25 protein-coding genes and 1 tRNA gene are annotated in these 25,861 nt (G+C 73.0%); 10 read left to right on the top strand and 16 right to left on the bottom strand.

What is annotated here, in order from left to right:
• Positions 1–108 precede the first annotated feature (108 nt).
• Genes O7612_RS01320 through O7612_RS01310 form a run of 3 tightly spaced genes read right to left on the bottom strand, consistent with a single transcriptional unit; the run spans position 109 to position 2,849 of the window.
• Complete coding sequence (locus tag O7612_RS01320) at positions 109–1,563, bottom strand: PP2C family serine/threonine-protein phosphatase (RefSeq protein WP_282269704.1); 1,455 nt, start codon at positions 1,561–1,563, stop codon at positions 109–111.
• Positions 1,560–2,048, bottom strand: a complete 489-nt coding sequence (locus O7612_RS01315; protein WP_282269702.1) for an FHA domain-containing protein — start codon at positions 2,046–2,048, stop codon at positions 1,560–1,562. Before O7612_RS01315 ends, O7612_RS01320 begins: the two co-directional genes overlap by 4 nt.
• A gap of 6 nt (positions 2,049–2,054) precedes the next feature.
• Positions 2,055–2,849, bottom strand: coding sequence for a DUF3662 and FHA domain-containing protein (locus O7612_RS01310; protein ID WP_282269700.1), 795 nt, complete (start codon positions 2,847–2,849; stop codon positions 2,055–2,057).
• A gap of 227 nt (positions 2,850–3,076) precedes the next feature.
• Between O7612_RS01310 and O7612_RS01305 the strand changes: the two genes are divergently transcribed.
• From O7612_RS01305 to O7612_RS01290, 4 genes are all read left to right on the top strand, one after another.
• Positions 3,077–3,162, top strand: a tRNA-Leu gene (locus O7612_RS01305).
• Between the two features lie 68 nt (positions 3,163–3,230).
• Positions 3,231–4,352 carry an NAD-dependent epimerase/dehydratase family protein gene (locus O7612_RS01300; RefSeq protein ID WP_282269699.1) on the top strand — a complete coding sequence of 374 codons (1,122 nt, stop codon included), beginning with the start codon at positions 3,231–3,233 and terminating at the stop codon, positions 4,350–4,352.
• Positions 4,349–5,155: a WecB/TagA/CpsF family glycosyltransferase gene (locus O7612_RS01295; protein WP_282269698.1), complete on the top strand. Its 807-nt coding sequence runs from the start codon at positions 4,349–4,351 to the stop codon at positions 5,153–5,155. Before O7612_RS01300 ends, O7612_RS01295 begins: the two co-directional genes overlap by 4 nt.
• Positions 5,156–5,374: 219 nt before the next feature.
• Positions 5,375–5,986 carry a hypothetical protein gene (locus O7612_RS01290; RefSeq protein ID WP_282269696.1) on the top strand — a complete coding sequence of 204 codons (612 nt, stop codon included), beginning with the start codon at positions 5,375–5,377 and terminating at the stop codon, positions 5,984–5,986.
• On the opposite strand, the gene O7612_RS01285 is transcribed toward O7612_RS01290, so the two are convergent.
• From O7612_RS01285 to O7612_RS01275, 3 genes are all read right to left on the bottom strand, one after another.
• Complete coding sequence (locus O7612_RS01285) at positions 5,954–6,355, bottom strand: hypothetical protein (protein ID WP_282269694.1); 402 nt, start codon at positions 6,353–6,355, stop codon at positions 5,954–5,956. The two genes, O7612_RS01290 and O7612_RS01285, sit on opposite strands and share 33 nt — an antisense overlap.
• Before the next feature lie 152 nt (positions 6,356–6,507).
• Entirely contained in the window at positions 6,508–6,729 is a 222-nt protein-coding gene (locus tag O7612_RS01280) for a DUF397 domain-containing protein (protein WP_282269692.1), read from the bottom strand.
• Entirely contained in the window at positions 6,699–7,580 is an 882-nt protein-coding gene (locus O7612_RS01275; RefSeq protein ID WP_282269690.1) for a helix-turn-helix transcriptional regulator, read from the bottom strand. The genes O7612_RS01280 and O7612_RS01275 overlap by 31 nt, the downstream gene beginning before the upstream one ends.
• A 632-nt stretch (positions 7,581–8,212) precedes the next feature.
• Between O7612_RS01275 and O7612_RS01270 the strand changes: the two genes are divergently transcribed.
• Positions 8,213–8,497 (top strand): hypothetical protein, encoded by a 285-nt coding sequence (locus O7612_RS01270; protein ID WP_282269688.1) that lies wholly within the window; start codon positions 8,213–8,215, stop codon positions 8,495–8,497.
• Between the two features lie 98 nt (positions 8,498–8,595).
• Positions 8,596–9,144, top strand: coding sequence for a hypothetical protein (locus O7612_RS01265; RefSeq protein WP_282269686.1), 549 nt, complete (start codon positions 8,596–8,598; stop codon positions 9,142–9,144).
• A 27-nt stretch (positions 9,145–9,171) separates the two neighbouring features.
• On the opposite strand, the gene O7612_RS01260 is transcribed toward O7612_RS01265, so the two are convergent.
• Together O7612_RS01260 and O7612_RS01255 are read right to left on the bottom strand one after the other, a co-directional pair.
• On the bottom strand, positions 9,172–9,912 hold the full coding sequence (locus O7612_RS01260; protein ID WP_282269684.1) for a PASTA domain-containing protein: 741 nt from the start codon (positions 9,910–9,912) through the stop codon (positions 9,172–9,174).
• A 186-nt stretch (positions 9,913–10,098) separates the two neighbouring features.
• Complete coding sequence (locus O7612_RS01255) at positions 10,099–10,782, bottom strand: PASTA domain-containing protein (RefSeq protein WP_282269682.1); 684 nt, start codon at positions 10,780–10,782, stop codon at positions 10,099–10,101.
• A gap of 114 nt (positions 10,783–10,896) precedes the next feature.
• On the opposite strand from O7612_RS01255, the gene O7612_RS01250 reads away from it, so the two are divergent.
• Entirely contained in the window at positions 10,897–12,216 is a 1,320-nt protein-coding gene (locus O7612_RS01250; protein ID WP_282269680.1) for a hypothetical protein, read from the top strand.
• Between the two features lie 69 nt (positions 12,217–12,285).
• Here the strand turns inward: O7612_RS01250 and O7612_RS01245 are convergent, their stop codons facing one another.
• The gene (locus O7612_RS01245) at positions 12,286–13,764 is read right to left on the bottom strand and encodes a glutamate-cysteine ligase family protein (protein WP_282269679.1); all 1,479 of its coding nucleotides are present in this window, start codon (positions 13,762–13,764) and stop codon (positions 12,286–12,288) included.
• A gap of 235 nt (positions 13,765–13,999) precedes the next feature.
• Entirely contained in the window at positions 14,000–14,578 is a 579-nt protein-coding gene (locus O7612_RS01240) for a YceI family protein (RefSeq protein WP_067300802.1), read from the bottom strand.
• A gap of 98 nt (positions 14,579–14,676) precedes the next feature.
• On the opposite strand from O7612_RS01240, the gene O7612_RS01235 reads away from it, so the two are divergent.
• Entirely contained in the window at positions 14,677–15,183 is a 507-nt protein-coding gene (locus O7612_RS01235; protein ID WP_282269674.1) for a MarR family transcriptional regulator, read from the top strand.
• A 221-nt stretch (positions 15,184–15,404) separates the two neighbouring features.
• Here the strand turns inward: O7612_RS01235 and O7612_RS01230 are convergent, their stop codons facing one another.
• The 3 genes from O7612_RS01230 to O7612_RS01220 all read right to left on the bottom strand — a co-directional run bounded on the left by O7612_RS01230 (position 15,405) and on the right by O7612_RS01220 (position 20,927).
• Entirely contained in the window at positions 15,405–18,050 is a 2,646-nt protein-coding gene (locus O7612_RS01230) for a helix-turn-helix domain-containing protein (protein WP_282269673.1), read from the bottom strand.
• Between the two features lie 124 nt (positions 18,051–18,174).
• The gene (locus O7612_RS01225) at positions 18,175–19,323 is read right to left on the bottom strand and encodes an acyl-CoA dehydrogenase family protein (RefSeq protein ID WP_282269671.1); all 1,149 of its coding nucleotides are present in this window, start codon (positions 19,321–19,323) and stop codon (positions 18,175–18,177) included.
• 71 nt (positions 19,324–19,394) lie between these two features.
• Complete coding sequence (locus O7612_RS01220) at positions 19,395–20,927, bottom strand: acyl-CoA carboxylase subunit beta (protein WP_282269669.1); 1,533 nt, start codon at positions 20,925–20,927, stop codon at positions 19,395–19,397.
• Positions 20,928–21,128: 201 nt separating this feature from the next.
• On the opposite strand from O7612_RS01220, the gene O7612_RS01215 reads away from it, so the two are divergent.
• Positions 21,129–21,698 (top strand): snapalysin family zinc-dependent metalloprotease, encoded by a 570-nt coding sequence (locus tag O7612_RS01215; RefSeq protein ID WP_282269667.1) that lies wholly within the window; start codon positions 21,129–21,131, stop codon positions 21,696–21,698.
• A 172-nt stretch (positions 21,699–21,870) separates the two neighbouring features.
• On the opposite strand, the gene O7612_RS01210 is transcribed toward O7612_RS01215, so the two are convergent.
• Positions 21,871–22,776 (bottom strand): hydroxymethylglutaryl-CoA lyase, encoded by a 906-nt coding sequence (locus tag O7612_RS01210; protein ID WP_282274110.1) that lies wholly within the window; start codon positions 22,774–22,776, stop codon positions 21,871–21,873.
• Between the two features lie 183 nt (positions 22,777–22,959).
• Positions 22,960–23,166: a hypothetical protein gene (locus O7612_RS01205; RefSeq protein ID WP_282269664.1), complete on the bottom strand. Its 207-nt coding sequence runs from the start codon at positions 23,164–23,166 to the stop codon at positions 22,960–22,962.
• Positions 23,167–23,508: 342 nt separating this feature from the next.
• Between O7612_RS01205 and O7612_RS01200 the strand changes: the two genes are divergently transcribed.
• Positions 23,509–24,435 carry a hypothetical protein gene (locus O7612_RS01200; RefSeq protein WP_282269663.1) on the top strand — a complete coding sequence of 309 codons (927 nt, stop codon included), beginning with the start codon at positions 23,509–23,511 and terminating at the stop codon, positions 24,433–24,435.
• A gap of 33 nt (positions 24,436–24,468) precedes the next feature.
• Here the strand turns inward: O7612_RS01200 and O7612_RS01195 are convergent, their stop codons facing one another.
• The gene (locus O7612_RS01195; protein ID WP_282269661.1) at positions 24,469–25,806 is read right to left on the bottom strand and encodes a biotin carboxylase N-terminal domain-containing protein; all 1,338 of its coding nucleotides are present in this window, start codon (positions 25,804–25,806) and stop codon (positions 24,469–24,471) included.
• Positions 25,807–25,861: the final 55 nt, after the last annotated feature.

Raw genomic sequence — 25,861 nt, 5'->3', positions numbered from 1 at the left:
GCCGGGACCGCGCCAGGCGTACGCCGGGCCGCTCGCCCGTCGTGGCGGGCGAGACTACCGGTTGGGCCGCTGCGGTCAAGGAGGTGTCCCTCGGATCTCAGCCGACCGTCACTCGGGCGACCGGCAGCCCGCCGGGTCTCCGGCCGGCGGAACCGCGTCGGAGACCGAGGCGTCGGGTGTGGTGGGCAGCGTGGGGGTACCGGTGGCACCCGGAACGCCGGTCGGGCCGGGGGTGGACACGCCGGGGGTGGGCGTCCCGGGAGTGGGCGTCCCGGGAGTGGGCGTCGGCGTGGGCGTCGGCGGCACCGGGGAGCCGCTGACGAGCGACGGTGCCGGTGGGCAGACCGGCTTGAGGTTCGGGTTGGTCGGGTCCTCGCTGGTCAGCTCGGCCAGCCGGCGTTGCGCATCCGTCTGGCTCTTGGCCTGGATGCCCTGCTTGACCTGCTCCTGGGCGGCCGGGGTGAGGTCGTCGAGCTTGGCCTGGCTGATCGAGTGCACGCTGGACAGGTCGAGGCCGACCACCTGGCCGGGCACCCCCCGGAAGACCGCGAGCTGCCCGTTGTCGGTCGCCCCGACGTAGTACTGCCGCTGGGTGTAGCTCCACCCGGCGAAGAGCCCCCCGCCGAGGATGACCAGCAACGCCGCCAGCATCGCCGCGGTGCGCAGCGGTCGGCGGGGGCGGTCCGGGTCGTCGTCCCGGTGGGCCGCCGGGTCCTCCGGAGCGGGCGGACGCGGTGCCGAGAGCGCCGACGCGCGGGCCGCCGGGGTGGAGTCGTCGGCCGCGGTGGCCATCCCCCGGTCCCGGGCCGCGGCCCCGCCGACGATCGGGCTCGCCTCGACGATGTCCTGGTCGGTGGCGTCCGCGATGATCACGGTGATGTTGTCCGGGCCACCGCCGCGCAGGGCGAGCTGCACCAGCCGCTCGACACACTGCTGCGGGTCGGTGTATTCCCGGAGGCTGTCGCCGATGGTCTCCGCGCTGACCACACCGGAGAGGCCGTCGCTGCAGATCAGGTAACGGTCCCCGGGCAGCACCTGCCGGACGCTGTACTCCGGGTCGATGTCCCGGCCGTCGAGGGCGCGGGTGAGCAGCGAGCGCTGGGGGTGGCTGCTCGCCTCCTCCGCGCTGATCCGCCCCTCGTCGACGAGCATCTGGACGTAGGTGTCGTCCTTGGTGATCTGGGCGAACTCGCCGTTGCGCAGCAGGTAGGCCCGGGAGTCACCGATATGGACCATGCCGAGCTTGCTGCCCGAGAAGAGGGTCGCGGTGAGTGTGGTGCCCATCCCCTCCAGCTGCGGGTTGGCGTCCACGGTGTCGCGGAGCTGCTGGTTGGCGGTGCCCACGGCCGATCGCAGCGCGTCGACGAGCGCGTCCCCCGGGACGTCCTCGTCGAGCGGCGCCATGGCACCGATGACGATGTTGCTGGCGACGTCACCGGCGGCCATGCCGCCCATGCCGTCGGCGACGGCGAGGAGCCGCGGCCCGGCGTAGACGGAGTCCTGGTTTCCGTCTCGGATCAGACCGCGGTCGCTGTGGGCCGCATAGCGCAGGGTCAGAGTCATGGCCGTAATTCGAGAGAGGTGCGGCCGATACGGATCGGCACGCCGAGGGGGACGGGGGTCGGTCCGGTGACCTTAGCGCGATCGAGGTACGTGCCGTTAGTCGAACCGAGGTCCTCGACGAACCACTGCCCGTCGCGGGGCACCAGCCGGGCGTGCCGCGCGGAGGCGTAGTCGTCGGTGATGACGAGGGTGGAATCCTCGGCCCGCCCGATGGTGATCTGCGCTTCGCCGAGGGTGATCCGGGTGCCGGCGAGCTGGCCGGCGGTGACCACCAACTGGTGGGCCGCCCGACCCCGCTTCACCTTCGCCGGCTTCGCCGTCGGCTGTTGGGTCGAGGCCCCGACCGCGCGGGGCGCGGCCACCAGCCGGCCCGACCGGGCACCCGCGAAGAGATCCCGTCGGATGACACCGACCACCGTGAACACGAAGATCCACAGCAGGATCAGGAACCCGAACCGGGCGACGGTGATGACGAGTTCCGGCAAGGCGGGTCAGCCGTCCACGCGGAAGGTCAACGTCGTGGTGCCGAGCTGGATCATGTCGCCCGGGTTGAGGGCGACGGCCGAGACCCGCTGGCCGTTGACCATGGTGCCGTTGGTGGACCCGAGATCGGTCAGCACGACCTGCCCGCCGTCGAAGTCCAGCCGGGCGTGTCGCCGGGAGATCCCGACGTCCGGCAGCCGCAGGTTGGCCTGGTCGCCCCGGCCGATGACCGTCGAACCCATCTGCAACGGGTAGGTGCGGCCGTCGCCGGAGACCAGCCGGACGTTGCGGGCGCCGCCACCGTGCCCCGGCGGCGGGCCGTAGCCACCACCCTGGTCGTACGACGGGTAGCCGGGCGGGCCGGGGTCGTAGCCGCCGGGCGAGGACACCGGGGCGACCTCGCCACCGGTGTAGACCTCTGCGGTGACCCGGAACATGCCGGTGTCCAGCCCCTCGCCCCGCTCGACCTCGACGATCACGTCGCCGTAGACCGTCCACGCCTGCTCGCCGATGAACTCCGCCTGCGACTGGGCCAGCTCCTGGGCCAGCGCGGCGGCGTACGGCGCCAACCGGCTGTGGTCGTACGGCGAGAGATCGATCACGTAACGGTTCGGCACCAGGGTGCGGCCACCAGCGAGGATGGCCTTGTGCGCCTCGGCCTCCCGCTGCATGGCGTTGAGGATCTCCACGGGGTGGACCACCCCTTTGAAGACCTTGGCGAAGGCCCCCTCGACCAGGCCTTCCAGACGCTTCTCGAAGCGTTGCAGCACGCTCACCGGCTCCTCCTCGGGTTCCGAGGACATGATGGTATCTGGACGGCGCGCGCGCAGCTCGCGCGCCGCTCGGCCACCGCGCGGCGGCCCGTTCGGAACAGCTCTTGCAACCGTGCTACTCTTTCGACCGCCACGAAGGGTGACCGCTCGGGAGAACGGTAGCCGGTCGGGGCGAGACCGCAGTACCCGGTAGCATGTTCGGGTCGCGCCGGCCACGGCGGGACGTCGCGCAGCACCGCGTTCGACGGTCGTGCCACGGGGATGTGGCGGAATGGCAGACGCGCACGGTTCAGGTCCGTGTGTCCGAAAGGACGTGGGGGTTCAACTCCCCCCATCCCCACCAGAGACAGCCGAGGGCTCCGCAGGATGCGGGGCCCTCGCTTCGTATCAGGGCGTACCGGACGTCAGGCTATGCTCCGATGGTTTTTGCCAGCCTCCTACCTTGACCAGGAGTGTCGTGTGAGCGTCGCGTTGGTGACCGGTTCGGGCGGTCTGATCGGTTCCGAGGCGGTTCGGCACTTCGCCGGGCTCGGCCTGGACGTGGTCGGCATCGACAACGACATGCGGCAGGAGTTCTTCGGGGCCGAGGCCTCGACCGCGTGGAACGTCCGGCGGCTGACCGACGAGCTGGGATCGGCGTACGCGCACCACAGCCTCGACATCCGCGACCGGGACACCCTCGCCAAGCTCTTCGCCCGGTACGGCCGGGACATCGCCGTGGTCATCCACACCGCGGCCCAGCCGTCGCACGACTGGGCGGTGCGGGATCCGTTCACCGACTTCGACGTCAACGCGGTCGGCACCCTCAACATCCTGCAGAACGTGCGGGAGCACTGCATCGAGGCGGCGCTGATCCACTGCTCGACCAACAAGGTCTACGGCGACCGGCCGAACAGCCTGCCGCTGGTGGAGCAGGCGACCCGGTGGGAGATCACCCCGGGGCACCCGTACGAGCAGGGCATCCGTGAGGACATGTCGATCGACGCCTGCCTGCACTCGGTGTTCGGGGCCTCCAAGGTCGCCGCCGACGTGATGGTGCAGGAGTACGGCCGTTACTTCGACATGCGGACGGCCTGTTTCCGGGGCGGCACGCTGACCGGCCCGGCGCACTCGGCGACCGAACTGCACGGCTTCCTCGGCTACGTGATGCGGGCCAACATGGAGCGCCGCACCTACAAGATCTTCGGTTACCAGGGCAAGCAGGTCCGGGACGCCATCCACAGCTCCGACGTGGTGTCGGCGTTCGAGGCGTTCTTCCGTGCCCCGCGTTCGGCGGCGGTCTACAACCTGGGCGGCGGCCGGCACTCCAACACCTCCAACCGGGAGGCGTTCGCGCTGGCCGAGCAGATCACCGGCCAGGAGATGATCACCGAGTACGTCGACGCGAACCGGATCGGCGACCACAAGTGGTGGATCGGCTCGAACGAGGCGTTCCAGGCCGACTACCCGGGCTGGAAGCAGGTCTACGACGTACCGATGATCATGCAGGAGATCTACCAGGCCAACGTCGACAAGTGGGTGCCGGGCGCATGACCGCACAGGGCAAGCGGAACGTCCTCGGCGTCCTGGTCGACGCCACCGACTACGCCTCGGCGACCGAGCAGGTCGTCGCGGCGGCCCGGGAACGCCGGCCGCTGGCGCTGACCGCGCTGGCCGTGCACGGGGTGATGACCGGGGTGCTCGACCCGGCGCACAACGCCCGGCTCAACTCCTTCGACGTGGTCACCCCGGACGGGCAGCCGGTGCGCTGGGCGCTCAACCTGCTGCACCACGCCGGCCTGGCGGACCGGGTCTACGGTCCGACGCTGACCCTGCACGTGCTGCGCCGCTTCGCCGACGAGGGGCTCCCGGTCTATCTGTACGGCTCGACCGAGGAGACCCTGGCGAAGCTGCTCCCGGCGCTGGAGCGGATGTTCCCCGCCCTGAAGATCGCCGGGGTGGAGCCGTCGAAGTTCCGGGCGGTGCGGCCCGGCGAGGACGCCGAGATCGCCGACCGGATCCGGTCCAGTGGTGCCCGGCTCGTCCTGGTCGGGCTGGGCTGCCCCCGTCAGGAGGTCTTCACGTACGCGATGCGGCCCCTGCTCGACATGCCGCTGATGGCCGTCGGGGCGGCCTTCGACTACCACGCCGGCCTGCTCAAGCAGCCGCCGCCGTGGATGCAGCGGGCCGGGCTGGAGTGGTTCTGGCGGCTCGGCCTGGAGCCGAAGCGGCTCTGGCGGCGGTACGTCATCCTCAACCCCGCCTACCTGACCCGCCTCGCCGGCCAGAAGACCGGCCTGTGGAAGGCGCGGCCCCCGGCCCCGGCCACCGAACGACCGGCCACCTTCGCGGTCTGAGGACGACGGGCCACCTTCGCGGCCTGAGGACGACGGGCCACCTTCGCGGCCTGGGGACGACCGGTCGGCGCGGCCCGACGCCGGCCCCGTGCCCCCGGTACGGCACTGCCCGGCTCATCGGCACGCCGGACCGACGGCCGTCCCCTACGGGACGCTTCGGGGTGGAACCCGGGGGCCGCCCCGGATTTGCCGGACACCGTTCTGGGCAAGGCTGTGTCCATGGATGGGCATCTCATCGTGCTGCTGTCGATCGCCGCCGTCTGGCTCGCCGCCGGAGTCGTGGCGGACGGACTCCCCCGGCTGGACCGGGCCCGCGCCCTGCGGCGGCGCAGCGGGTGGTTGCTCGCCCTCTCCGTCGCCGGGGTCGGCCTGACCATGACGGTGCTGGCCGCCGGCCTGACCAGCGCCGGGGACACCGTGGTCGACCGGGCCGCCGGTCAGCTCCCCCTGGTCGCCGTGCCCGCGCTCGCCGTGCTGGCCTGGACGGTGCGCCGGGTCCGTCGGTTGCGGGCCGGCGCGGGCGCGTTCGCCGCCGCGCCGGACACCCCCGCGCCGTACGGTCTGCGGGCCTCGGCCGCGCACCCGCTGGTCGGCCTGCCGGTGCAGGTCACCGCGCTGGCCACCGTTCCGGGCCTGCTCCGGGCCGCCGGTCTGGACCTCACCGCCGACAACGGGTTCACCGGGGTGGCGCTGACCCTGGGCGGGCTGGTCGTCCTCGCCATCGGGGTGCGCCACGGCCTGCGGCACAACCGGCTCGCCGAGCGGACGCTGCCCACCGGCGGTCCCACGCTGACCGCTTCACCGGCTGTAGTCGGCTCCCTGCACGTATAGCAGTTCCAGGATCGCCCGGGTCGCCTCGAACCACGCGTCCAGCCACCCGGGCGGCGGTATGCTCCCCTTCGGCGGCAGTTCCAGGAGCAGACCGCGCATCAGCGGGTGGTCGACCAGCGACTCGCATGGTTCCGACGGCCAGCCGTCCGACGGGAACGACGGCTCGGTGAGCGGGTTCGGATCGAGCGCGGACATCGACAGTGGCGACCCGGAGTGCTCGGCCGCACAGACACCGTCGTGCCCCATCTCGCTGTCGACGCCACCGACCTCGGTGAGCATGGTGTCGCGCCGTGCGCCGCGGTACTTGCCCCCGAAGCGTTCGGTCTTCCCCGGTCCGTTGATGAGGTTGTCTGAACCGATCGTCGTCATCTGCGTATCGCCTGCCTCGCTCGGTGGCCGCTGGATGCGGCGGGTCGTCGACCAGCGCCGTACCGAGGGTTCAACGATGCGGAACGCCAGTGGCGACGGGCCGGCCGGGGAGTGTCCCCGACCGGCCCGCGGTCAACGCCACGCTGCGTTGGTCAGTGTTGGCCGAACGCGCCGTTCCGAGCATCGGCGACGAAGGCGTTCCATTCCCCGGGGGCGAAAACGAGGGCGGGACCTGTCTTGTCCTTCGAGTCCCGTACCCCGACCGCCCCGATCACGTACGCTACCTCGACGCAGTTGTCGCAGTTCGGCCCACTTCTTGAGCTCTTGAACCACGTTGCCTGCGTCAGGTCCTCGGGGAACCTCTCGGTCGCCATTTCCACAACGGCTCCTCTGCCAGTTCTGCGATGTGTGCGATGGACTCCTCCGGTCGCTCGGCCGCTGCTTGAATCTGATCGAAGATGAACTTGTACTTCTGCAGTTCGTCGCTCTTCTCGAGGAAGAGCCCACCCGTGGCGTTCTCCGCGTACACGACATCCGGATCCACCGAGTCGGGGAAACCGAGAATCGTGAAGGGCCCGTCCATGCCGGCGTGCGCTCCCACCTCGAAGGGCAGGACCTGCAACGTCACGTTCGGCAGTTCGGCCACCTCCACCAGCCGCCTGAGCTGACCACGCATCACCGCGTCGCCGCCCACCGGCCTCCTCAACACCGCCTCGTCGAGCACCACCCGCAGATCGACCGGATCGTCCTGGGTCAACAACGACTGACGGCCCAGTCGGACACGCACTCGTTGTTGCACCTGGTCCGCGCTCAAATCCGGACGGGCCGCCTGGATCATCGTGGTGGCGTACTCCTCGGTGACCAGCAGACCGGGAATGACCTGCTGCTCGTACGTCCGGATGGAGCCGGCCGCCGCCTCCAGACCGACGTAGGCACCCACCAGTACCGAGCGGTGCGGGTGCCACCACCCTTTCTGCCTGGCCTCCCGGGCGATCTGTACCAGCTCGTCGCTCTCCGTGCCCACCACCCCGTAGATCCGGAGCATGTCCCGGACGTCGCGGGGGGTCGCCGAGGTGTGACCGGTTTCGATCCGGGAGACTTTCGAGGCGGAACACTCCAACTGCTCGGCGACCGCCTCGATGGTGATGTTGGCGCCGTCGCGCAACCGGCGCAGCTCCGCCCCGAGCCGGCGACGCCGGATGGTCGGGCTCCGCCGCTCGCTCATCGGGTTCCTCCGGGTGCCGCTGACGGGAAAAGCTGGCGCCTCGCGCTCACCCGTTACCTCCGGTCGGTCGCGCCGGCGTCCACACCCGCCGGGGGCGCGACGACGCGCGGCGGGCGATCGTTCGCGGCAGGGGTGGTGCCCGGTCACCGACCGGCCGCGGCGGCGGAACCGGCGTCCAGTGTGCCGCTCGGGGGATGGCGTGATCAAGCGCCCGGTTCACGTGTCGCGCTCACCTATCAGCAAAAGTCGACGTGCAACTTGCATAGAGCACCAGGCTCATGCAGTCTGTCCGTATGGTTCGAGTCACTCACCGTCCCCGGTCGATCTCACGGTGTGATCATCACCCCGGGATTAACCGGTCGGCGGGTGGCCGGGCCGAGTTGTGTCAACGAGACCTGCCCCCGGGTTGAAAACCCCGCCGCTGCACGCCTGGAGGCTGCGGCGGTGGGAGCGCTAGTCCCGTGAGCAGCGGGTGATGGTCGGGTGGCGGTCCACCACCAGCGGGTACGGCCCGACCACCACCACACCGAGCACCGGCCCGCGAGGCACAACCCCGTCGCCGGACCCGCACCTCGTCCTCCGTCCCGCCCCGGTCGGCCCGCGACGCCGGCCATACCCTCCCAGGAGCCCATGTGCTTCCCCGCTCCGGTGACGTTCTGCACGTCACTCGCGCCGCGAGTGTGCAGTTCCTCAGGCCGATCACCTTCCGCGTGATCCGGGTGCTCGACTGGCCGACGTACGACGGCTGGCTCTGGCTCGACGGCTACCAGCTGAACGCGTCGGGAGACGCGGTGAGCCGCCGGTCGATCTTCGTCCAGCAGGCCGGACTGACCCAGCTCCGGGCCGCCGCCGTACCACGTCAGCACACCGCACGGTCACGACGTCCGCTCAACCGCGCCCCGATCACGGTGGGCTGACTTCCGATTGCCCGGCCGGAGGGCGTACCACCGGCATAGGATCGGTACGCCCACCCCGGCGAAGTCTCCACCCGCGCGTTCCGGCCCCTGAACCTGGGATGGCCATGGTCGATCTGCCCGCCGCGCGGCGGCACCACAGGTCCCGTATCAGGTACGCCTTCGGGCTGCTCGCCCTGATCGGCACGGTCACCACCCTCGTGGTGGTGACGCGCTACCCGGCCGAGCCGGTCACCCGCCTCGCCGAGCCGGTGCCGGCTCCCGAGATCACCGTGGTCGAGCGGGGCGACCCCGCCGACACCGACAGCGGGCAGGCCGACCACCAGGCCGCCGTCCCCGACCAGGCCGCGGTCCCCGACCAGCCTGCCGTCCCCGACCAGGACGCCGTCCCGACCGGGGACGACCCGGCGGTCGCCCCGGACAGCGGGCAGTCGGGCGGGAACGTGCCCACCGACGCCCACGACCCGGCGGTCGCCCCGAACACCGGGCAGTCGGGCGTCGGTGGTGGCACCTCCACGGTCACCGGACCCCGGCAACCGGCGGACGACCCGGCTGCCGTGGCCCGCTCCCTGTTCTACTCCGGTCTGCTCGGACTGGTCATCTCGCTGGCCGGGTTGGGCCTGGTCGGCACCAGACGCCGGATGTGGTGAGCCACCCCGCGCGCCGGTGGAGGCCCGTCACCCGGTCGGGGTGGCCGTCGGGGTGGCGGTGCCGCCGGTCCCGGTCGGCGACGCCGACGGCCCGGCCGCCACCACCAGGGTCACCTCGTCGCCCGGTGACACCATTTCACCCCGCTCCGGGTCGGTGGCCAGGACGGTGCCGGGCGGCCGGTCCGACTCCCGGGTCAGCACCCGGTAGGACAACCCGAGCCGGCCCAGCAGGGTCTGTGCGGTCTCCCGGGGGAGCCCGACCAGCGGCGGCACCGGAATTCCGGCCGGACCGGTCGTCGACGCGGTGGTCGGTGGAGTCGTCGGCGGCCCGGTGGTCGGGGCGGCGGTGCTCGGGGTGGCACTGGTCGGGGCGACGCCCGTGGTGGACCCGGCGGTCGGCGGCGGGGTCGGTGTCCCGTCCGACGAGGACCCCGGCGTCCGCAGGACCAGCCAGCCCGTCACCCCGACGAGCCCGAGCAGCACCAGCCCGAGGACGCCCAGCAGGATCGGCGTCCACCACCGCCGGCCACGCGGATCCTCGCCGTACCACTCGGCGGCGTCCCGGGCGTCGGCGTCCCGGGGCGGTGGCACCCCGGCCCGCCCGGACCACACCGGCGGACCGGCCGCTCCGGCTCCGGTCGTCCCGCCGCCCGGTGGCAGCGGTCGGGTCGCGTCACCGGTCGGTGGCAGGGGCCGGGTCGCGTCGCCGCCCGGTGGCAGCGGTCGGGTCGCGTCGTCGGCGGGTGGCTCCCGGCGGTCGTCGCTCATCGCACGTCCTCTCGCCACCCGGCGGGCGTCCGGTGCCGACCCACCGCGTCGTGGTCCCCGGCCCACCACGTCGCGCCCGGCCGACCGGCCCGGTCGGGGTGGGGTGCGGCCCGGTGAACGTGGCCTCCGACTCAACGGTAACGGGCTATGCCCCCGTCCACCGGGAGCGGCGCGGCGACCCGTCCGTCACGGCGTCGGCGTAGGCGTCGCCCCGGGGGTCGACGTCGCCGGGCTGGCACCGCAGGTGAGGGAGACCTGGTCGTTCCAGTGGGCGGTCGTGTCGGCGGCGGGCACCTGGGTGGTGACCTCACCGCGGTCGCCGGTGGGGTAGCGGGGGAACAACCCCAGGTCGCCCAGTTCGTCGGCCGCGTCGTCGCAGTCCTCGCCGACCAGGTCCGGCACGTCGACCTCGGGGGCCGGACCGCTGACCTCGACCCGCACCGTGGTGCCCGGCCGGACCGGCGTGTCCTGGGCGGGCACCGTCCGGGTCACCGACCGGCCGGAGCCGGTGCCGAAGACCAGCCGCCAGCCGAGTTTCCGGTCGTGCAGTTCCTCCCGCGCCTTCTCGAAGTCCAGACCGACCAGTCGGGGCACCGTCAGACCGCCCCGGGTGGTGGGCGCGGGAGGCGTGGTGGCCCGTGAGGTGGTCGGTAGGACGGTGGTCGGCGTGTCGAGCGGGCTGGCCGAGCCGGGGGGTGCCGCCCCCGGGGCGGCGGCATCCTGCGGGTCACCGGGATCCGCCAGCACCCACCCGACCGTGCCGCCGACCGCGGCCAGCAGGACCGTCGCCAGGGCGCCGCCGAGCAGCAGCCGGCCCCGTCCGGGACGCTCGTCGTCCGCCCGGTCCTGTTCGGTGTACTCGTCGTCCATGCCGCTCCCGCCTCGTCCCCGAAACGGTACCGGCCGCTGCCCACCCGGTCACCGGGCGTGCTCCGGCGGTCGTAGGACTCGCCGCCCCGGCCGCGGAACGCTACAGTCCCCGGCATGGCGGGACGGGGCTGGGGAGGATCGGTGCTCACCGCGCTCGGCGTCGCCGCCGGCGTCGGTGCCGCACAGCTGGGTTTCGGCTACGGCCTGGGCATCATCAACTGGGCGCCGGTCGACACCGGGGCCAGCGAGCCCTCCTGGTTCGCCAGTCTCGCCTGGGCGACCTGGATCGCCGCCGTGTCCGCCGTCGCCGGGGCCGTCTGCGCCCAGCGGCTGCACGAACGCGGCGACGCCGACCCCGCCGGAGGCACCCTGCACCGGGTCACCCTCGCGGCGGCGGGCGCGGTCGGCGCGCTGATCACCGTGCTGCTGGTCGCGGTGCCGTCCCGGGCCGCGTCCGTACCGGACACCTTCTCGCCGCAGACCGTCGCGGCCGGTTACGCCGGAGTCGGCGTGCTGGTGGGGCTGGTGGCGGCGGTCTGGACGCTGCACTCCCGGGCCGCCGCGACGAACGTGATCGCCACCGTGGGCTGGCTCTGGCTGCTGGCCGTGGTCTCCGTCGTCGACGGGGTGCTCGCCGGCAGGGGGCTGACCAGCGCCCAGCTCGGCATCTGGCAGATCGCCCAGGACAGCCCGCGGTTCTGGCTGCGGGACCACCTCTACTGGCCGGGTGCGCTGCTCGCCCTGGGCTCGGCGCTGCTGATCGGCGCGCTGGCCGCCCGGCGGGCCGCCCGGACGGCGGAGCTACGGCTCGGTGCGGTGGTCTCCGGTGCGGCCGGGCCGCTGCTCGTCGCGGTCGCCTACTTCCTCGCCGTCCCCCGGCTGGCCACGATCTCCCCGGCCCAGGTCTCGGCCCACCTGGTCGCACCGTACGCGGTGATCGTCGGGGCGGCGGGGTCGGTCCTGGTGGCCTCGCTCGCCCAGCGGGCCGAGCGGCACGCCGCCCTGCGGTCGACGCCGGTGGTGCCCCACCCGCGCGGCGGCGGCCCGGACGACCTGCCGGCCGGCCCCGGTCCGCTCCCACCGTCCACCCCGGACGCCCCCGCCGACCTGCCGGCCACCCCGGCGTCTCACTCCCCGGCCGGGGACACGACCACCCCGGGCGGACGTTCGACCACCCCGGATGACGGTGCCGACCCGGGTGACGGTGGTGCCACCCGGGTGGGGGACGCCGCCCCGGGTGACGGTGCGCCGGTCGGGGACGCCGCGCCGGTGGCGGTCGGCCGGGTCCGGCCGGCCCGGCGGAGCCGGGCCACGGCGACGGATCCCACGGCCGCCGGTGGGGCACCGGCCGTTCCCGCTCCCGAGCAGGGCACCGGGTCGCCGGTCGACCCGCCGGTGACCGCCGCGCCCAGGCCGCGTCGCCGCACCCCCTGACCGACCCGGAAAGCACCGGCCCCGCCCGGGGACGCGTGGCCCGGCGGGCGGGTGCCGGCCCGGAGTGGATCAGTCGACCGGCCAGGTGTGCACCGGTTCATTGCTGCGCTGGAGTTCGGCGTACCGGTTGGCCATGTGGTGCAGCGCCGCGTCCCGGTCCAGGTGACGGTGCCGCTCGGCGGCCAGCACCGTCTCGGTCTGCCAGACCGCGCCGTTGCGACCGGTACTACAGCGCTGCTCGATGATGCCGAGCAGCCGGTCCCGTTCGGCGGGGGCGACACCGAACCGGTCCAGCCCGGTCGCCGCCGCCGGCAGCAGGGTGTCCAGGATCAGCTTGACGACCGGCACCTCGCCCAGCCGGGGCCAGTGCAGCACCGCGTCCAGGCCCCGTCGGGCGGCGGTGTGGAAGTTCTCCTCGGCGGAGCTGAAGTTGAGCTGGCTCCAGATCGGCCGGTCCGACTCGGCCAGCCCGCGCGCCAGCCCGAAGTAGAAGGCGGCGTTGGCCAGCATGTCGACCACGGTCGGGCCGGCCGGCAGCACCCGGTTCTCCACCCGCAGGTGCGGACGGCCGTTCATGATGTCGTACACCGGGCGGTTCCACCGGTAGACGGTGCCGTTGTGCAACCGCAGCTCGGACAGCTCCGGGACGCCACCGCCGTGCAGCACCTCGACCGGGTCCTCGTCGGCGCAGATCGGTAGCAGCGGCGGGAAGTACCGGACGTTCTCCTCGAACAGGTCGAAGATCGAGGTGATCCAGCGCTCGCCGAACCACACCCGGGGGCGTACCCCCTGGGCCTTCAGCTCGTCCGGGCGGGTGTCGGTGGCCTGCTGGAACAGGGCGATCCGGGTCTCGGCCCAGAGCTGCCGGCCGTACAGGAAGGGGGAGTTCGCGCCGACGGCGACCTGGACGCCGGCGATGGCCTGGGAGGCGTTCCAGTAGTCGGCGAAGCTGTCCGGCGCCACCTGGATGTGGAACTGGAGGCTGGTGCAGGCGGCCTCGGGCACGATCGAGTCGGTGTGCGTCCGCAGCCGCTCCACCCCCCGGATGTCCAGCTCGATGTCCTCACCCCGGGCACCGACGATCTGGTCGTTGAGCACCCGGTACCGCTCGTTGGTGGAGAGGTTGTCGGCCACCAGGTGCCGCTCGGTGAGGGTGGGCAGGATGCCGACCATGACGATCCGGGTGTCCGACTTGGCCGCCCGCTCGTCGGCCCGGGTCAGGCTGCCGCACAGGTCGTCCTCGTAGCGGGCGAAGCCGTCCCCCTCGATCAGGCGGGGCGCGGCGTTGAGCTCCAGGTTGAACTGACCCAGCTCGGTCTGGAACAGCGGGTCGGCGATCGCCGCGAGGATCTCCTCGTTGCGCATCGCCGGCTCGGCGTCCGGATCCATCAGGTTGAGTTCGATCTCCAGGCCGGTCATCGGCCGGTCGGCGTCGAAGCCGAAGTCGTCGAGCATCAGCGCGAAGACGTCCAGACAACGCCGTACCTTCTGCCGGTAGCGGACCCGGTCCTCCCGGGAGAACGCGCCCTGCTCGACGTCCCTACCCACTGTTTCCTCCAGGCGTGAGACGCGCGGGACGGTGAGCGTCCCGGCGCGCAGTGTGAACCACCATAGGAGCGCCCACGCGCCGGGGCCAGTGCCCACCGGGTATGCGCTTACCGCTTCTCTACCCAGCCGACGTCCACCAGCACCGGGTGGCGTCGTGGCCGGACAGTGACAATCCGCACCCGTACGCGTCGAGGCCCCCGCTCGCGGTGAACGGGGGCCTCGGACGACGGGTGGATCAGGCCTGCCGGACGGCCTCACCCTCGATCTCGATCTTGATCTTCTTGCCGACCAGCACGCCGCCGGTCTCCAGGGCGACGTTCCAGGTCAGGCCGAAGTCCTCGCGGTCGATCTCGGTGCTGGCGGTGAAGCCGAACACGTCGGTGCCGAACGGGGTGCGGCCGACGCCCTCGAACTCGACCTCCAGCTCGACCTGGCGGGTGACGCCCTTGATGGTCAGGTCACCGAGCAGGACGAACTCGTTGCCGTCACGGGACTTCACGGCGGTGCTGCGGTACTCCAGCGTCGGGAACTGCTCGACGTCGAGGAACTCGGGGCTGCGCAGGTGACCGTCCCGGTCCGCCTGGGCGGTGTTGATGCTGGCCGCCTGGATGGTGGCGGAGACCGCGGACTGCAACGGGTCCTCGGCGACGGTGATGGTGGCGGTCGCGTCGGCGAACTCACCGCGTACCTTGCTGACCATCATGTGTCGGGCGACGAAGCCCACCCGCTTGTGCGCGGCATCCAGCAGGTAGGTGCCGGCGGCGGGGATGGTGAGGCCGTCCCAGTCGCGGGTAACCGACTCGGTGCTGGTCATGTAACTGCCCTCCGGAGATTGTTTGCTAGCCCAACGACTGCTTGAGCAACTATAACCGCAGCAATATTCCCCGTGTCAACCACTGCTAGGATGTCCACGTGGACGAGAATGTGTTCGACGATCCCCGGATCACCGCCGTCGGCCTCCTGGTCGAGGCGCACGCCGGCCTGACCGCCCGGTTCGCCGCGCAGTACGAGGAACACGGCGTCTCCGCCGTCGAGTTCGAGGTGCTGATGCGCCTGACCCGGTCGCCCGGCAACCAACTGCGGATGACCGACCTGGCCGCGCAGACCTCGCTGTCCACCAGCGGGGTCACCCGGGTGGTGGACCGGATGGAGCGCGACGGCCTGCTCCGCCGCCGGGCGTGCCCCTCCGACCGACGCAGCTCGTACGCCGTGGTCACGCCCGCCGGCCTGAAGCGGCTGGACGAGACCCTGCCCGGCCACCTACGGATCATCGAGCAGTGGTTCACCGGCCAGCTCGCCCCCGAGACCCTCGCCGCCATGCTGGACGGCCTGCGTCAGGTACGCGACGCGGTCCACCCGGGGGCCACCGCCGGCAGCACCGACCGGGCACCCACCGACGAGCCGCCACCCGACTGCTGACCCACTGTCGGAAAGCCGCGACCGCACCGGCAGAAAAAGCGGCAGAACCCGCCGGAGCCACCGGACGCACGCGCGCTGATAACCACAAAACGGACGGCCCGGCTGACTAGCCTTCATCGCGCGGGGGGAGCACCGGGGGGTGCCGGCGCGAGCGATTGAGCGAGGGGTTTGACCAGGGGGCTTCTTCGCTCGCGCCACCCCCGCGTCCACCCGTGCGGCAGTTATCCCAGCAGCCGCTCCTCCGCCGGCAGCAACCGGATGCCGGCGTGCCGGCAGGCCAGCGCCAACCGCTCGCGCGCCTCGGCGGAGCCGGTGCTCGCGGCCAGCCCGACCAGTGCCTCGATCACGTCCCGCCGGTCCTGCCCGGCCGCCCCGGTGGCCACCGCCACGGCGAACCACTCGGCCGCCAGCTCCCGGTCCCCCCGGTGCTGCGCCATGGTGGCCTCGATCAACGCACACACCCCCTCCTCCGCCCGGACCGGCCCGTCGCCGACCGGACGGCCCCCGGGCAGCAGCGCCTCCCCGGCCGTCCCCACCTCCACGGTGGCCCTGGACACGGACGACACCGCCCGGCCGTCGCAACGCAGCTCGGCCAGGATCTCGGCGGCCTCCTCCAGCCGGCCCGACCGGGCCAACGCCAGCCCGACCGTGCCCAGCACCTGCCGCCGGTGCCCCGGATCACTGGCCCCGGCCAGCGCCGCGACCACCCGCCGCCCCTGCTCCACCGCGTCGCCGTAGCGGCCCGCCAGCCGGGCGACCTCGGCCAGGTCGGCGCGGGCCAGCAGGCGCAGCCGGGACTCCCCGGAATGGGCCGCCAGCCGGTCCACCGCGGCGAGCCGACGCCGGGCCGCCGGCAGGTCACCGAGACGGATCTCGTGCCAGGCCAGATGGTGCTGGGCGACCGCCATGTCCCGGGTCCGACCGTGCCGGGTGGCCAGGGTCAGCACCGACCGGGCCTGCTCGGCCGCCTCGTCGTACCCGCCGGTGGCGACCAGCAGGGTACCGAGGACGGTCCGCGCGGCCAGCTCACCGGACACGTCGGCCCGTCCGGCCAGCACCGCGAGCGCGGCCCGCACGGCAGGCAGCTCCTGCGCCGCCGCGTCGCGTCCCGTGGCGAGCCGGGCCACCCCGAGCGCCGCCCACGCCCGCAGCACCGGATCGGCGTGCGCGGTACGGGGGTCGGCGAGCAACCGGCGCAGCCACTGCCGGCCGCTGACGTCCCGCCCCCGTATCCGCCACCAGCGGGGCAACGCGGCGGCCAGCCGCAGGGCCGTGTCCGGATCGTCCCGGGCGGCGTGCGCCAGCGCCGCGCCGATGTCACCGGTCGCCTCGTCGAGCCGCCGTACGGCGGTGGAGTGTCGCGCCCCGACCAGATCCGGTGCGGTACGGGTCACCAGCCGGGTGATCACCACCGCGTGCCGGCGGCGGGCGGCGGTCAGCTCGCCCCGGCCCGCGGCCTGCTCGATGGCGTACTCGCGGACCGCGTCGAGCAGGCGGAACCGCAGCGGCCCGGCACCCCGGACACTGGCCAGGCCCAACTCGACCAACCGGTCCAGCAGGGGCACCGGATCGACCGGCGACGCCGGATCCCGGTCGGCCTCGTCGACGAGCAACTCCTCGGCCAGCTCCACCGACCAGCGGTTGGCGAAGACGGAGAGTCGGCGCAGGGCGGTCTGCTCCCCGGCGTCGAGGAGCCGGTAACTGGTGGCCACCGCCTCCCGCAGGGTCACCGCCACCGCCGTCCGGGCCGGTTCGGCGGTACGGCCCGGCGGCGCGGCCTCCCAGCCCCGCCCGCCCAGGTCCGGGCCGGCCAGGTCGAGCACCCGGTCGCCGTACCGGCCGAGCAGTTCGGGCAGGTCGAGGATGCGCCCCCGGGCCGCCATCAACTCGATCGCCAGTGGCAGCCCGTCGAGTCGACGGACCAGGGCGGTGAGGGCGGGCAGCTCGTCCGGGCCGGGTGGCTCCGGGCGGACGCGGGTCAGTCGGGCGGTGAACAGGGCCGCCGCCGGCCAGCGGGCCAGCTCGTCCGGGTCGACCACACCGGCCGGGGGCACCTCCAGCGGGGCGACCGGGCGGACGAGTTCCCCCGGGATGCCGACCGGATGCCGGCCGGTCACCACCACCCGCAGGGTGGGTACCGCCGTGACGAGCAGGTGCAGCACCTCGGCCACCGGATCGGGGGCCCGCTCGACGGCGTCCACCAGCAGCAGCGCCGGTCTGCCCCGGAGCCGGGTGGCCAACTCGGCGAGCCGGGCCGCGCCGAGCACCGCGCAGGCCGCGGCGAGCACGTCGTTGGCGTCGGATCCGACGCCGATCAGCACCCCGGCCACCCCGCCGGGATGGGCGTCGGCCACCGCGTGCGCCACCGCCAGGGCGAGGGCGGTCTTACCGACCCCGGCCAGGCCGACCAGGCTCAGCACCGGCGGCCAGCCGTCACCGGTCAGCAGCCCGGTCAGTTCGTCCAGTTCCCGTTCCCGGCCGATCAGCTCGACGGCCGGGGGGAGCGCGATCGGCGTACCCGGAAGGTCCAGGTCGCGGCGGGCGGTGCCGGCGGGGGCCGGGCGGTGCGGGAGCCCGGTGGTGGCCGGCACGGCCGGGTCGACGGCGGCGGTGCCGCGGGCGCTGGCGAGGAAACCGGCCCGGGCCGCGCCGGTCAGGCCGAGCGCCCCGGCGACCAGCTCGACGGTGGTCCGCTGCGGCCGGTGGGACCGGCCGCGTTCCAGGTCACGGATCGTCCGCACGCCGACCCCGGCCCGCTGCGCCAGGTCGGCCTGGGTGAGACCGGCGGCCAGCCGGTGGGACCGCAACAGCTCCCCGATCGGGGTGGGACCACCCGTGTCCGCCGAGTGATCATGATCCGGAGTCATGGGCAGGAAGGGTACGGACGGGATACGACGCCGAGCAGCCCTTCGTCGGCCTACTGACGAAGGGCTGCGGATACCCGACACACCACCGCCGTCGCGCTGCGCCCGGCCCGCTCGGTCGGTAGGGTCACAGGCCCAGGTCGCGGGCGATGATCATGCGCTGCACCTCGGAGGTACCCTCGCCGATCTCCAGGATCTTGGCGTCCCGCCAGAACCGGGCCACCGGGTACTCGTTCATGAAGCCGTAGCCGCCGTGGATCTGGGTCGCCTCCCGCGCGTTGTCCACCGCGACGGTGCTGGCGTGCAGCTTGGCGATGGCCGCCTGCCGCTTGAACGGCTCACCGGCGAGCATCCGAGCGGCGGCGTCGTAGTAGGCCAGCCGGGCGGTGTGCGCCTTGAGCTCCATGTCGGCGATCTTGAACTGGATGGCCTGGTAGCTGCCGATCGGCTGACCGAACGCCTGACGCTCCTTGGCGTACCTCAGCGACTCGTCGACGCAGCCCTGGGCGAGGCCGACGGCCAGCGCCGCGATGGCGATCCGCCCCTCGTCGAGGATCCGCAGGAACTGCGCGAAGCCCCGGCCCCGCGCGCCGAGCAGGTTCTCCGCCGGAACCCGGCAGTCGTCGAAGGTCAGCTCGTGGGTGTCCGAGGCGTTCCACCCCACCTTCGAGTACGCCGGCGCGACGGTGAACCCGGGCGTGCCGGACGGCACGATGATGGTGGACAACTCCTTGGAGCCGTCCGGATTGGTGCCGGTGACCGCGGTGACGGTGACCAGGGCGGTGATGTCGGTGCCCGAGTTGGTGATGAACGCCTTCGACCCGTTGATCACCCACTCGTCGCCGTCCAGGACGGCCCGCGTCCGGGTGCCGCCCGCGTCCGATCCGGTGCCCGGCTCGGTGAGCCCGAAGCCCGCGAGGGCCTCGCCGCTGAGCAGCTTCGGCAGCCAGCGGGCCTGCTGCTCGGCGGTGCCGAAGCGGAAGATCGGCATCGCGCCGAGGGAGACCGCCGCCTCCAGGGTGATCGCCACGCTGGAGTCGACCCGGGCCAGTTCCTCCAGGGCCAGGCAGAGCGCGAAGTAGTCGCCGCCCATGCCGCCGTGCTCCTCGGGGAAGGGCAGGCCGAACAGCCCCATCTTGCCCATCTGCCGGACGATCTCGTACGGGAAGGTGTGCCGTTCGTAGTGTTCGGCGATCACCGGGGCGACCGCCTCGCGGGCGAAGTCCCGCACGCTCTCCCGCAGCGCCGCCTGCTCCTCGCTGAGCCGGAAGTCCATCGGTTCCTCCTGTCCGGGTGCCTCCCCGGGCGGTCGTGACGCCGGGGCGGCGGGTGGGGTTGCGCGGCCGGTCAGACCGGGGTGACGCCGTGCCGGCGACGGGAGAAGTGCCGGTCCTTGCTCCGCGCGGCGGCGAACCGGCGGACCAGTTCGGCCCGCAGCTCGTGCGGTTCGACGATCGCGTCGATCACCAGCTCGCTGGCGAGCCGGACCACGTCGATGTCCCGCTCGTACTCGGCCCGCCTGGCGGCCACGAAGGCGGCCCGCTCGGCCTCGTCGGCGATCGCCGCGATCTTGTTGGCGTAGACGGCGTTGACGGCGGCCTCGGCCCCCATCACCGCGATCTTCGCGGTGGGCAGGGCGATCGTCGCGTCCGGCTCGAAGCCGGGACCGGCCATCGCGTACAGGCCCGCGCCGTACGCCTTGCGGACCACCACACAGATCTTGGGTACGGTCGCCTCGGAGATCGCGGTGATCATCTTGGCCCCGTGCCGGATGATGCCCTGCTTCTCCACCGCGCTGCCGACCATGAACCCGGGCACGTCGCTCAGGAACAGCAGCGGCACGTTGAACGCGTCGCAGAGCTGCACGAACCGGGTCGCCTTGTCGGCCGAGTCGACGAAGAGCACCCCGCCCTTGAACATCGAGTTGTTGCCGACCACACCGACGACCTGACCGTCCAGCCGGCCGAAACCGATGGTCAGCTCCCTGGCCCAGAGGGCCTGGATCTCGAAGAACGAATCCTCGTCGAGCAGACCCTTGACGTACCGGCGCATGTCGAACGCCTGCCGCTCGCTGGCCGGCACCAGCGCGGCGAGATCGGCCCTGGCCGGCGCGGCGACGGCCGGCGCGGCCGGTGGCTGCTGCCGCCAGTTCGACGGCAGGTAGGAGAGGTAGTCCCGCACCACGTTCAGCGCGTCGGCCTCGGTCCTGCACAGGAAGTGGCCCACGCCGGACTCGGCGCAGTGCACCCGGGCCCCGCCCATCGCCTCCAGGGTGGTCTTCTCGCCGGTGACCATCTCGACCATCCGGTCGGAGCCGAGGTACATGCTGGCGTTGCCCTCGACCATGGCCACCACGTCGCAGAACGCCGGGATGTACGCCCCACCGGCGGCGCTCGGCCCGAACAGCGCGCAGACCTGCGGGATCGCGCCCGAGGCGCGGACCTGGTTCCAGAAGATCCTGCCGGCGCCGCGGGGGCCGGGGAAGAGGTCGACCTGGTCGGTGATCCGCGCACCGGCCGAGTCGACCAGGTAGACCATCGGCACACCGGTCGAGTAGGCCCGCTCGATGATCCGGATGATCTTCTCGACGGTGCGTGCGCCCCAGCTGCCGGCCTTGACCGTGGAGTCGTTGGCCATCAGGCAGACCGGTCGGCCGTCGATGGTGGCGGTGCCGGTGACCACGCCGTCGGCGGGCAGCCCCTCGGCCAGCGCGTTGGCGTAGAGGCCGTCCTCGACGAAGGAGCCCTCGTCGACCAGGAGGGCGACCCGCTCGCGGGCGAAGAGCTTGCCCTTGCCGGCGTTGGCCGCGTGGTACTTGTCGGCGCCGCCGGAGCGGGCCCGCTCGCGTAGCTGCTCCAGTGCCGCACCGTCGAGCGTCACGCCGACCCCCTCGCCCCGCGCCCCGTGGACGCGCCCGACCGCCGTACGGCGTCGTCGTCGCCACGCCAACCGACCTGAACGATCGTTAGGCTAGCGCATCCGGAGCCCACCCCACCACCCGACCGACTTCCCGCCAAGATATTGATAGTGAACTATCGATGTGGCTACGCTCCTGACACCCCCTCCGGATTGGAGTGAGCCATGAACTCACGCGTCAAGCGCCTCGCCGTCGCCGCCCTGGCGACGGCCACCGCGACCCTCGGCCTCACGGTCGCCAACCCCGCGCCCGCCTCCGCCGCGATGACCATCTGCTACAACACCAGCCAGGCACCGAGCTACGCGGGCATCGCCAACCAGGCCGCCTCGATCTGGAACAACGCCACCACCAACCTGACGCTGACCGCGAACTGCGGCACCAACCTGCGGATCTACCAGATCACCGGCGGCGGCTCGTACGCCCAGCGCACCAGCCTCGGCAACGGCCGGGTCTACATCGACACCCAGCAGGCCGCCCAGTACAGCCCGCTGCGGATCATGACCCACGAGATCGGGCACATCCTCGGCCTGCCCGACAACTACAACGGCAACTGCGCGATCCTGATGTCCGGCGGCAGCGCCGGCACCAGCTGCACCAACCCGTACCCGAGCACCACCGAGGCGAACCGGGTCAGCAGCCTGTTCGCCGGCACCCTCAGCGCCAACGAGCGCCGCAGCAGCACCGGCAGCCAGGTCTTCAAGGACAGCTGGCCGGCCCTGCTCACCGTGGGCTGACCCACCGGCGATCCGACGGAGGGGCCGGCACCGCGCCGGCCCCTCCCGCGCCTGTCGCGCCTCCCGCGTCTCCCGCCGGTCACGCCGGTCGCGGGCCAGCCCGCCCCTGTGCGGCCACCGCACCACGACGACACACCGGAGCCGGTCAGGACCGGTCGACGGCGACCGTCGTTCAGTGGGCGGTCAGCCGGGTACGCGGCCCGGCCCGCAGCACCCCGGACGGCAACCGCTTGCCCAGCATCTCCTCGGCCGACTCGGCGACCGCGATCAGGGCGTCCAGGTCGATGCCGGTGTCGATGCCCATGTCGTGCAGCATGTGCACCGCCTCCTCGGTGGCCAGGTTCCCGCTCGCCCCCGGCGCGTACGGGCAGCCACCCAGGCCGCCGACGCTGGCGTCGAACTCGGTGATCCCCAGCTCCAGGGCGGTCAGCAGGTTCGCCAACGCGGTACCCCGGGTGTTGTGGAAGTGCAGCAGCACCGGCACGTCGGGCTCACGGTCACGGACGGCGGTGACCAGTTCCCGGACCCGTCGGGGCGTACCCATGCCGGTGGTGTCGCCGAACGCGACCCGGTCGGCGCCGTCGCGGACCACCCGCTCGACGATCCCGGCGACCCGCCCCGGGTCGACGTCCCCCTCGTAGGGGCAGCCGAAACTGGTCGCCACGATCACCTCGGCCCGCGCGCCCGCCACGTGCAGCAGGTCGATCAGCCCGGCGATGTCGTCCAGCGACTCGGCGGTGGACCGGTTGACGTTGCGCCGGTTGTGCGTGTCGCTGGCCGACACCACCACCTCGATCTCGGTGAAACCGGCGGCCAGTGCCCGCTGCGCACCCCGGGTGTTGGGCACCAGCGCCGAGTAGCGGACCCCCTCGACCCGGTCGGCCCGCCGCCACACCTCGTCGGCGTCGGCCATCTGCGGAATCGCCTTCGGATGCACGAACGACACCGCCTCGATCCGGCGCACCCCCGTGCCGGAGAGGGCGTCGAGCAGGCGCACCTTGGCCCCGGTGGGGACCGGCTCCTCGTTCTGGAGACCGTCGCGCGGTCCGACCTCCCGGATCGACACCGCCGCTGGCATCTGACTCATGGTCACCTCACTGTGACATCGGGTCGCCGGGGGGTCGTCCTCCGCCGTCGTCCCTCGTGGGTGACGACGACGCAGGACGCCGGACGACCGGTGGTCCCCCCAGGGAACCACTCCGCCGGCCACGACCGCCACGCCGACCCGGTGCCGGGCCGGGGCCGGCCCGGCACCGGGTGATCAACGCGGTGGCCCCTCCACCAGCTCGGCGGCGCTGCGCAGGGCCGCCGCGACGGCACCCGCCCAGCCGGCCGCGTCCTCGCGGCCCAGCACCAGCGCCATCGCCACCGCCCCCTCCGCGAAGAGCGCCGTCGACCGCAGGCACCGGCCCACCCGACGACGGTCCGGACGCGGGCGCGCGCCCCCGATCGGTCTTCCGCTTCCCATCTTCTCCACCTCTGCGACGCGGTACCCGCCGATGGAACCCACCGGCCGAGGTGTGCCGGCCGGCCGCCCCACCCGTCGACGGCAGCCCCGGCACGACAGGCACAACGACCGGTCGGACCGCCCAGCACGCCCTTCTGGCCGGGCAGCACCCGGCCCTACCCGGCCAAAGTGGAGTGTGGCCGGGCGCTTGAGGGGCAACGGATACCGCGACCACGACCGCGGCGTCCTACCCGGACAACCACCCGGCCAGAAACCGGCCACGGGTATTGAAGAAGGCGGTCATCATGGCGGGATGCGGATACGAACGAACCCCGGTCCGGCAGCTCCGCGAGAGGTCCGCGGATGACCTCCGACACCGGCACGCCGACCCCGTCGACGGGACGGCACCAGCGGCACTGTCTCGTCCCGCGCGAGCGGTTGGCCGCCGACTACGCGTCCCGGTACGGCTCGACGGCGGTGCCCGCGTACGCGCTGGCCGTCCGCGACCTCGTCGAGCTGTCCCCGGAGATCGGCGCGGTCGACACCTGGAGCCGGCTGGCCGCCCGGATCTGCGACAAGCGGTCCGGCCGCGCCTGGGCCACCTGGCGAAAGCGGCTGTCCCGGCACTTCACCACGGAGACGAAGGGGCCGCCGTGGCAGACCGTCATGCTGGTGGTCGAGCACACGGTCGCCGAGGCGGACCGGGCGGCGACCCTGCGTCGTCTCGAACGGCTCTACGAGGCGGCCCGGGGTGAACCGCCGACGAGACGCCTGCCGACCGTCGGCGGCCCGACCGGACCCGAGGGCGTCGACCCGTCGGCGACCGCCCCCGACGGGACGGACCCCACCGGGCAGGACGCTCACCAGATCATTTCCCGGCTCCGTGCGGAGAACGCCTCGCTCCGACGCGCGCTCGCCGTCCGGAAGGCACAGAACGACCTGCTGCGCGCCGCCATCGAGACCCGGGACCGGGAGACCCGCGGAGGGCGGCCCCACGACCGGCCGCTCGACGGCGGCGGGCGACCGGCGGGCACGTCGCCAGCACGGGAGGCCAGCCTGCTGGACGGGCCGGCCCGCAAGGACCGCAACCCCGGACACTTCCCGGCCGGCCCGATCCCGACCAACGACGCTCCGGCCGGCCGGCACCACCGCCCGCCCCGGATCGACACCGTGTCACTGCCAGCCCGGATCGACGTCGTGTCGCCGCCGCCCCGGGTCGACGGCGTCGGCCCGCCGGCGTACCGACCGACGCCCCTGCCGTACCCGCCGGGCGGGGTCCGGCGGGCCTGACCACGCGGCCCCGCGTGGTCAGGCCCGTACGGGTCAGCGCATCCGGCCGACGATGCCGGTGTCGTAGTCGCCGGAGACGAACTCCTCGTTGTCCAGCAGTTCGGCGAAGAAGGGCAGGTTGTTCTTCGGACCGGCCAGCGCGAAGCCGGCGACCGCCGTCCGCGCCCGGGACAGCGCCTCGGCCCGGTCCGCGCCGCTCACCACCAGCTTGGCGAGCAGGCTGTCGTAGAACGGGGTCACGGTGTTGCCGGCGACGTACCCGGAGTCGACCCGGACCCCCTCGCCGGTCGGCTCCACCCAGGTGCTGACCACACCGGGGCCGGGCAGGAAACGCTTCGGGTCCTCCGCGTTGATCCGCAGCTCGATCGCGTGCCCGCGCGGGGTCAGCGCGTCCGGGTCGAAGGTCGGCGGCAGGCCGGCGGCCACCCGCAACTGCTCCTCCACCAGGTCCACGCCGTAGACCAGCTCGGTCACCGGGTGCTCCACCTGGAGCCGGGTGTTCATCTCGAGGAAGAAGAACTCCTGCGTGGCCGGGTCGAGCAGACACTCGACGGTGCCCGCGTTGCGGTAGCCGACCGCCTCGCCGGCCCGCACCGCGGCGGCCAGCAACCGCGCCCGCAGCTCCGGCGAGACCGCCGGGGAGGGCGACTCCTCGACCAGCTTCTGGTTACGCCGCTGCACCGAACACTCCCGCTCGCCGAGCGCCACCACCCGGCCGTCGGCCAGGCCGAGGATCTGCACCTCGACGTGGCGTACCCGGGGGAAGTACCGCTCGATCAGTACGGAGCCGTCGCCGAACATCCGCTCGGCGAACGCGCGGACCCTGTCGTACTCGGTGCGCAGCGCGGCCTCGTCGCCGGCCACCGCCATGCCCATCCCGCCGCCACCGGCGGCGGCCTTGACCATCACCGGGTAGCCGATCCCGGCGGCGGCGTCGACCGCCACGGTCAGGTCGGCGGCCGGCTCGGTGGTGCCGGGCGCGACCGGCACTCCGGCCGCCGCCATCAGGTTCCGCGCGTTGATCTTGTCGCCCATCGCGGTGATCGCCTCCGCGCCGGGTCCGACCCAGACCAACCCACGGTCCTGCACGGTACGGGCGAAGTCGGCGTTCTCCGACAGGAAGCCGTAACCGGGGTGGATCGCCCGCGCGCCGGTGGCCTCGGCGGCGGCCAGGATCGCCGCCACGTTGCGGTAGCTCTGGGCCGGGTTCGCCGGTCCCACGCACACCGCCTCGTCGGCCTCGACCACGAACGGCAGGTCGGTGTCGGCCTCCGAGTGCACCGCGACCGCACGGACACCGAGCCGCTTCGCGGTACGGATGATCCGGCGGGCGATCTCGCCCCGGTTGGCGACCAACAGCGACTCGATCATGTTTCCTCCAGCGTCCAGGGGTGGGGACGGATGCCAGGGAACCACGATCGGGCCG

This window comes from Micromonospora sp. WMMD987, assembly GCF_029581435.1.
GTDB classification, from domain to species: Bacteria; Actinomycetota; Actinomycetes; order Mycobacteriales; family Micromonosporaceae; genus Micromonospora; species Micromonospora rifamycinica.
The sequence above is the reverse complement of the archived record's forward strand: the minus strand, read 5'-3'. Positions and strand labels throughout refer to the sequence as shown.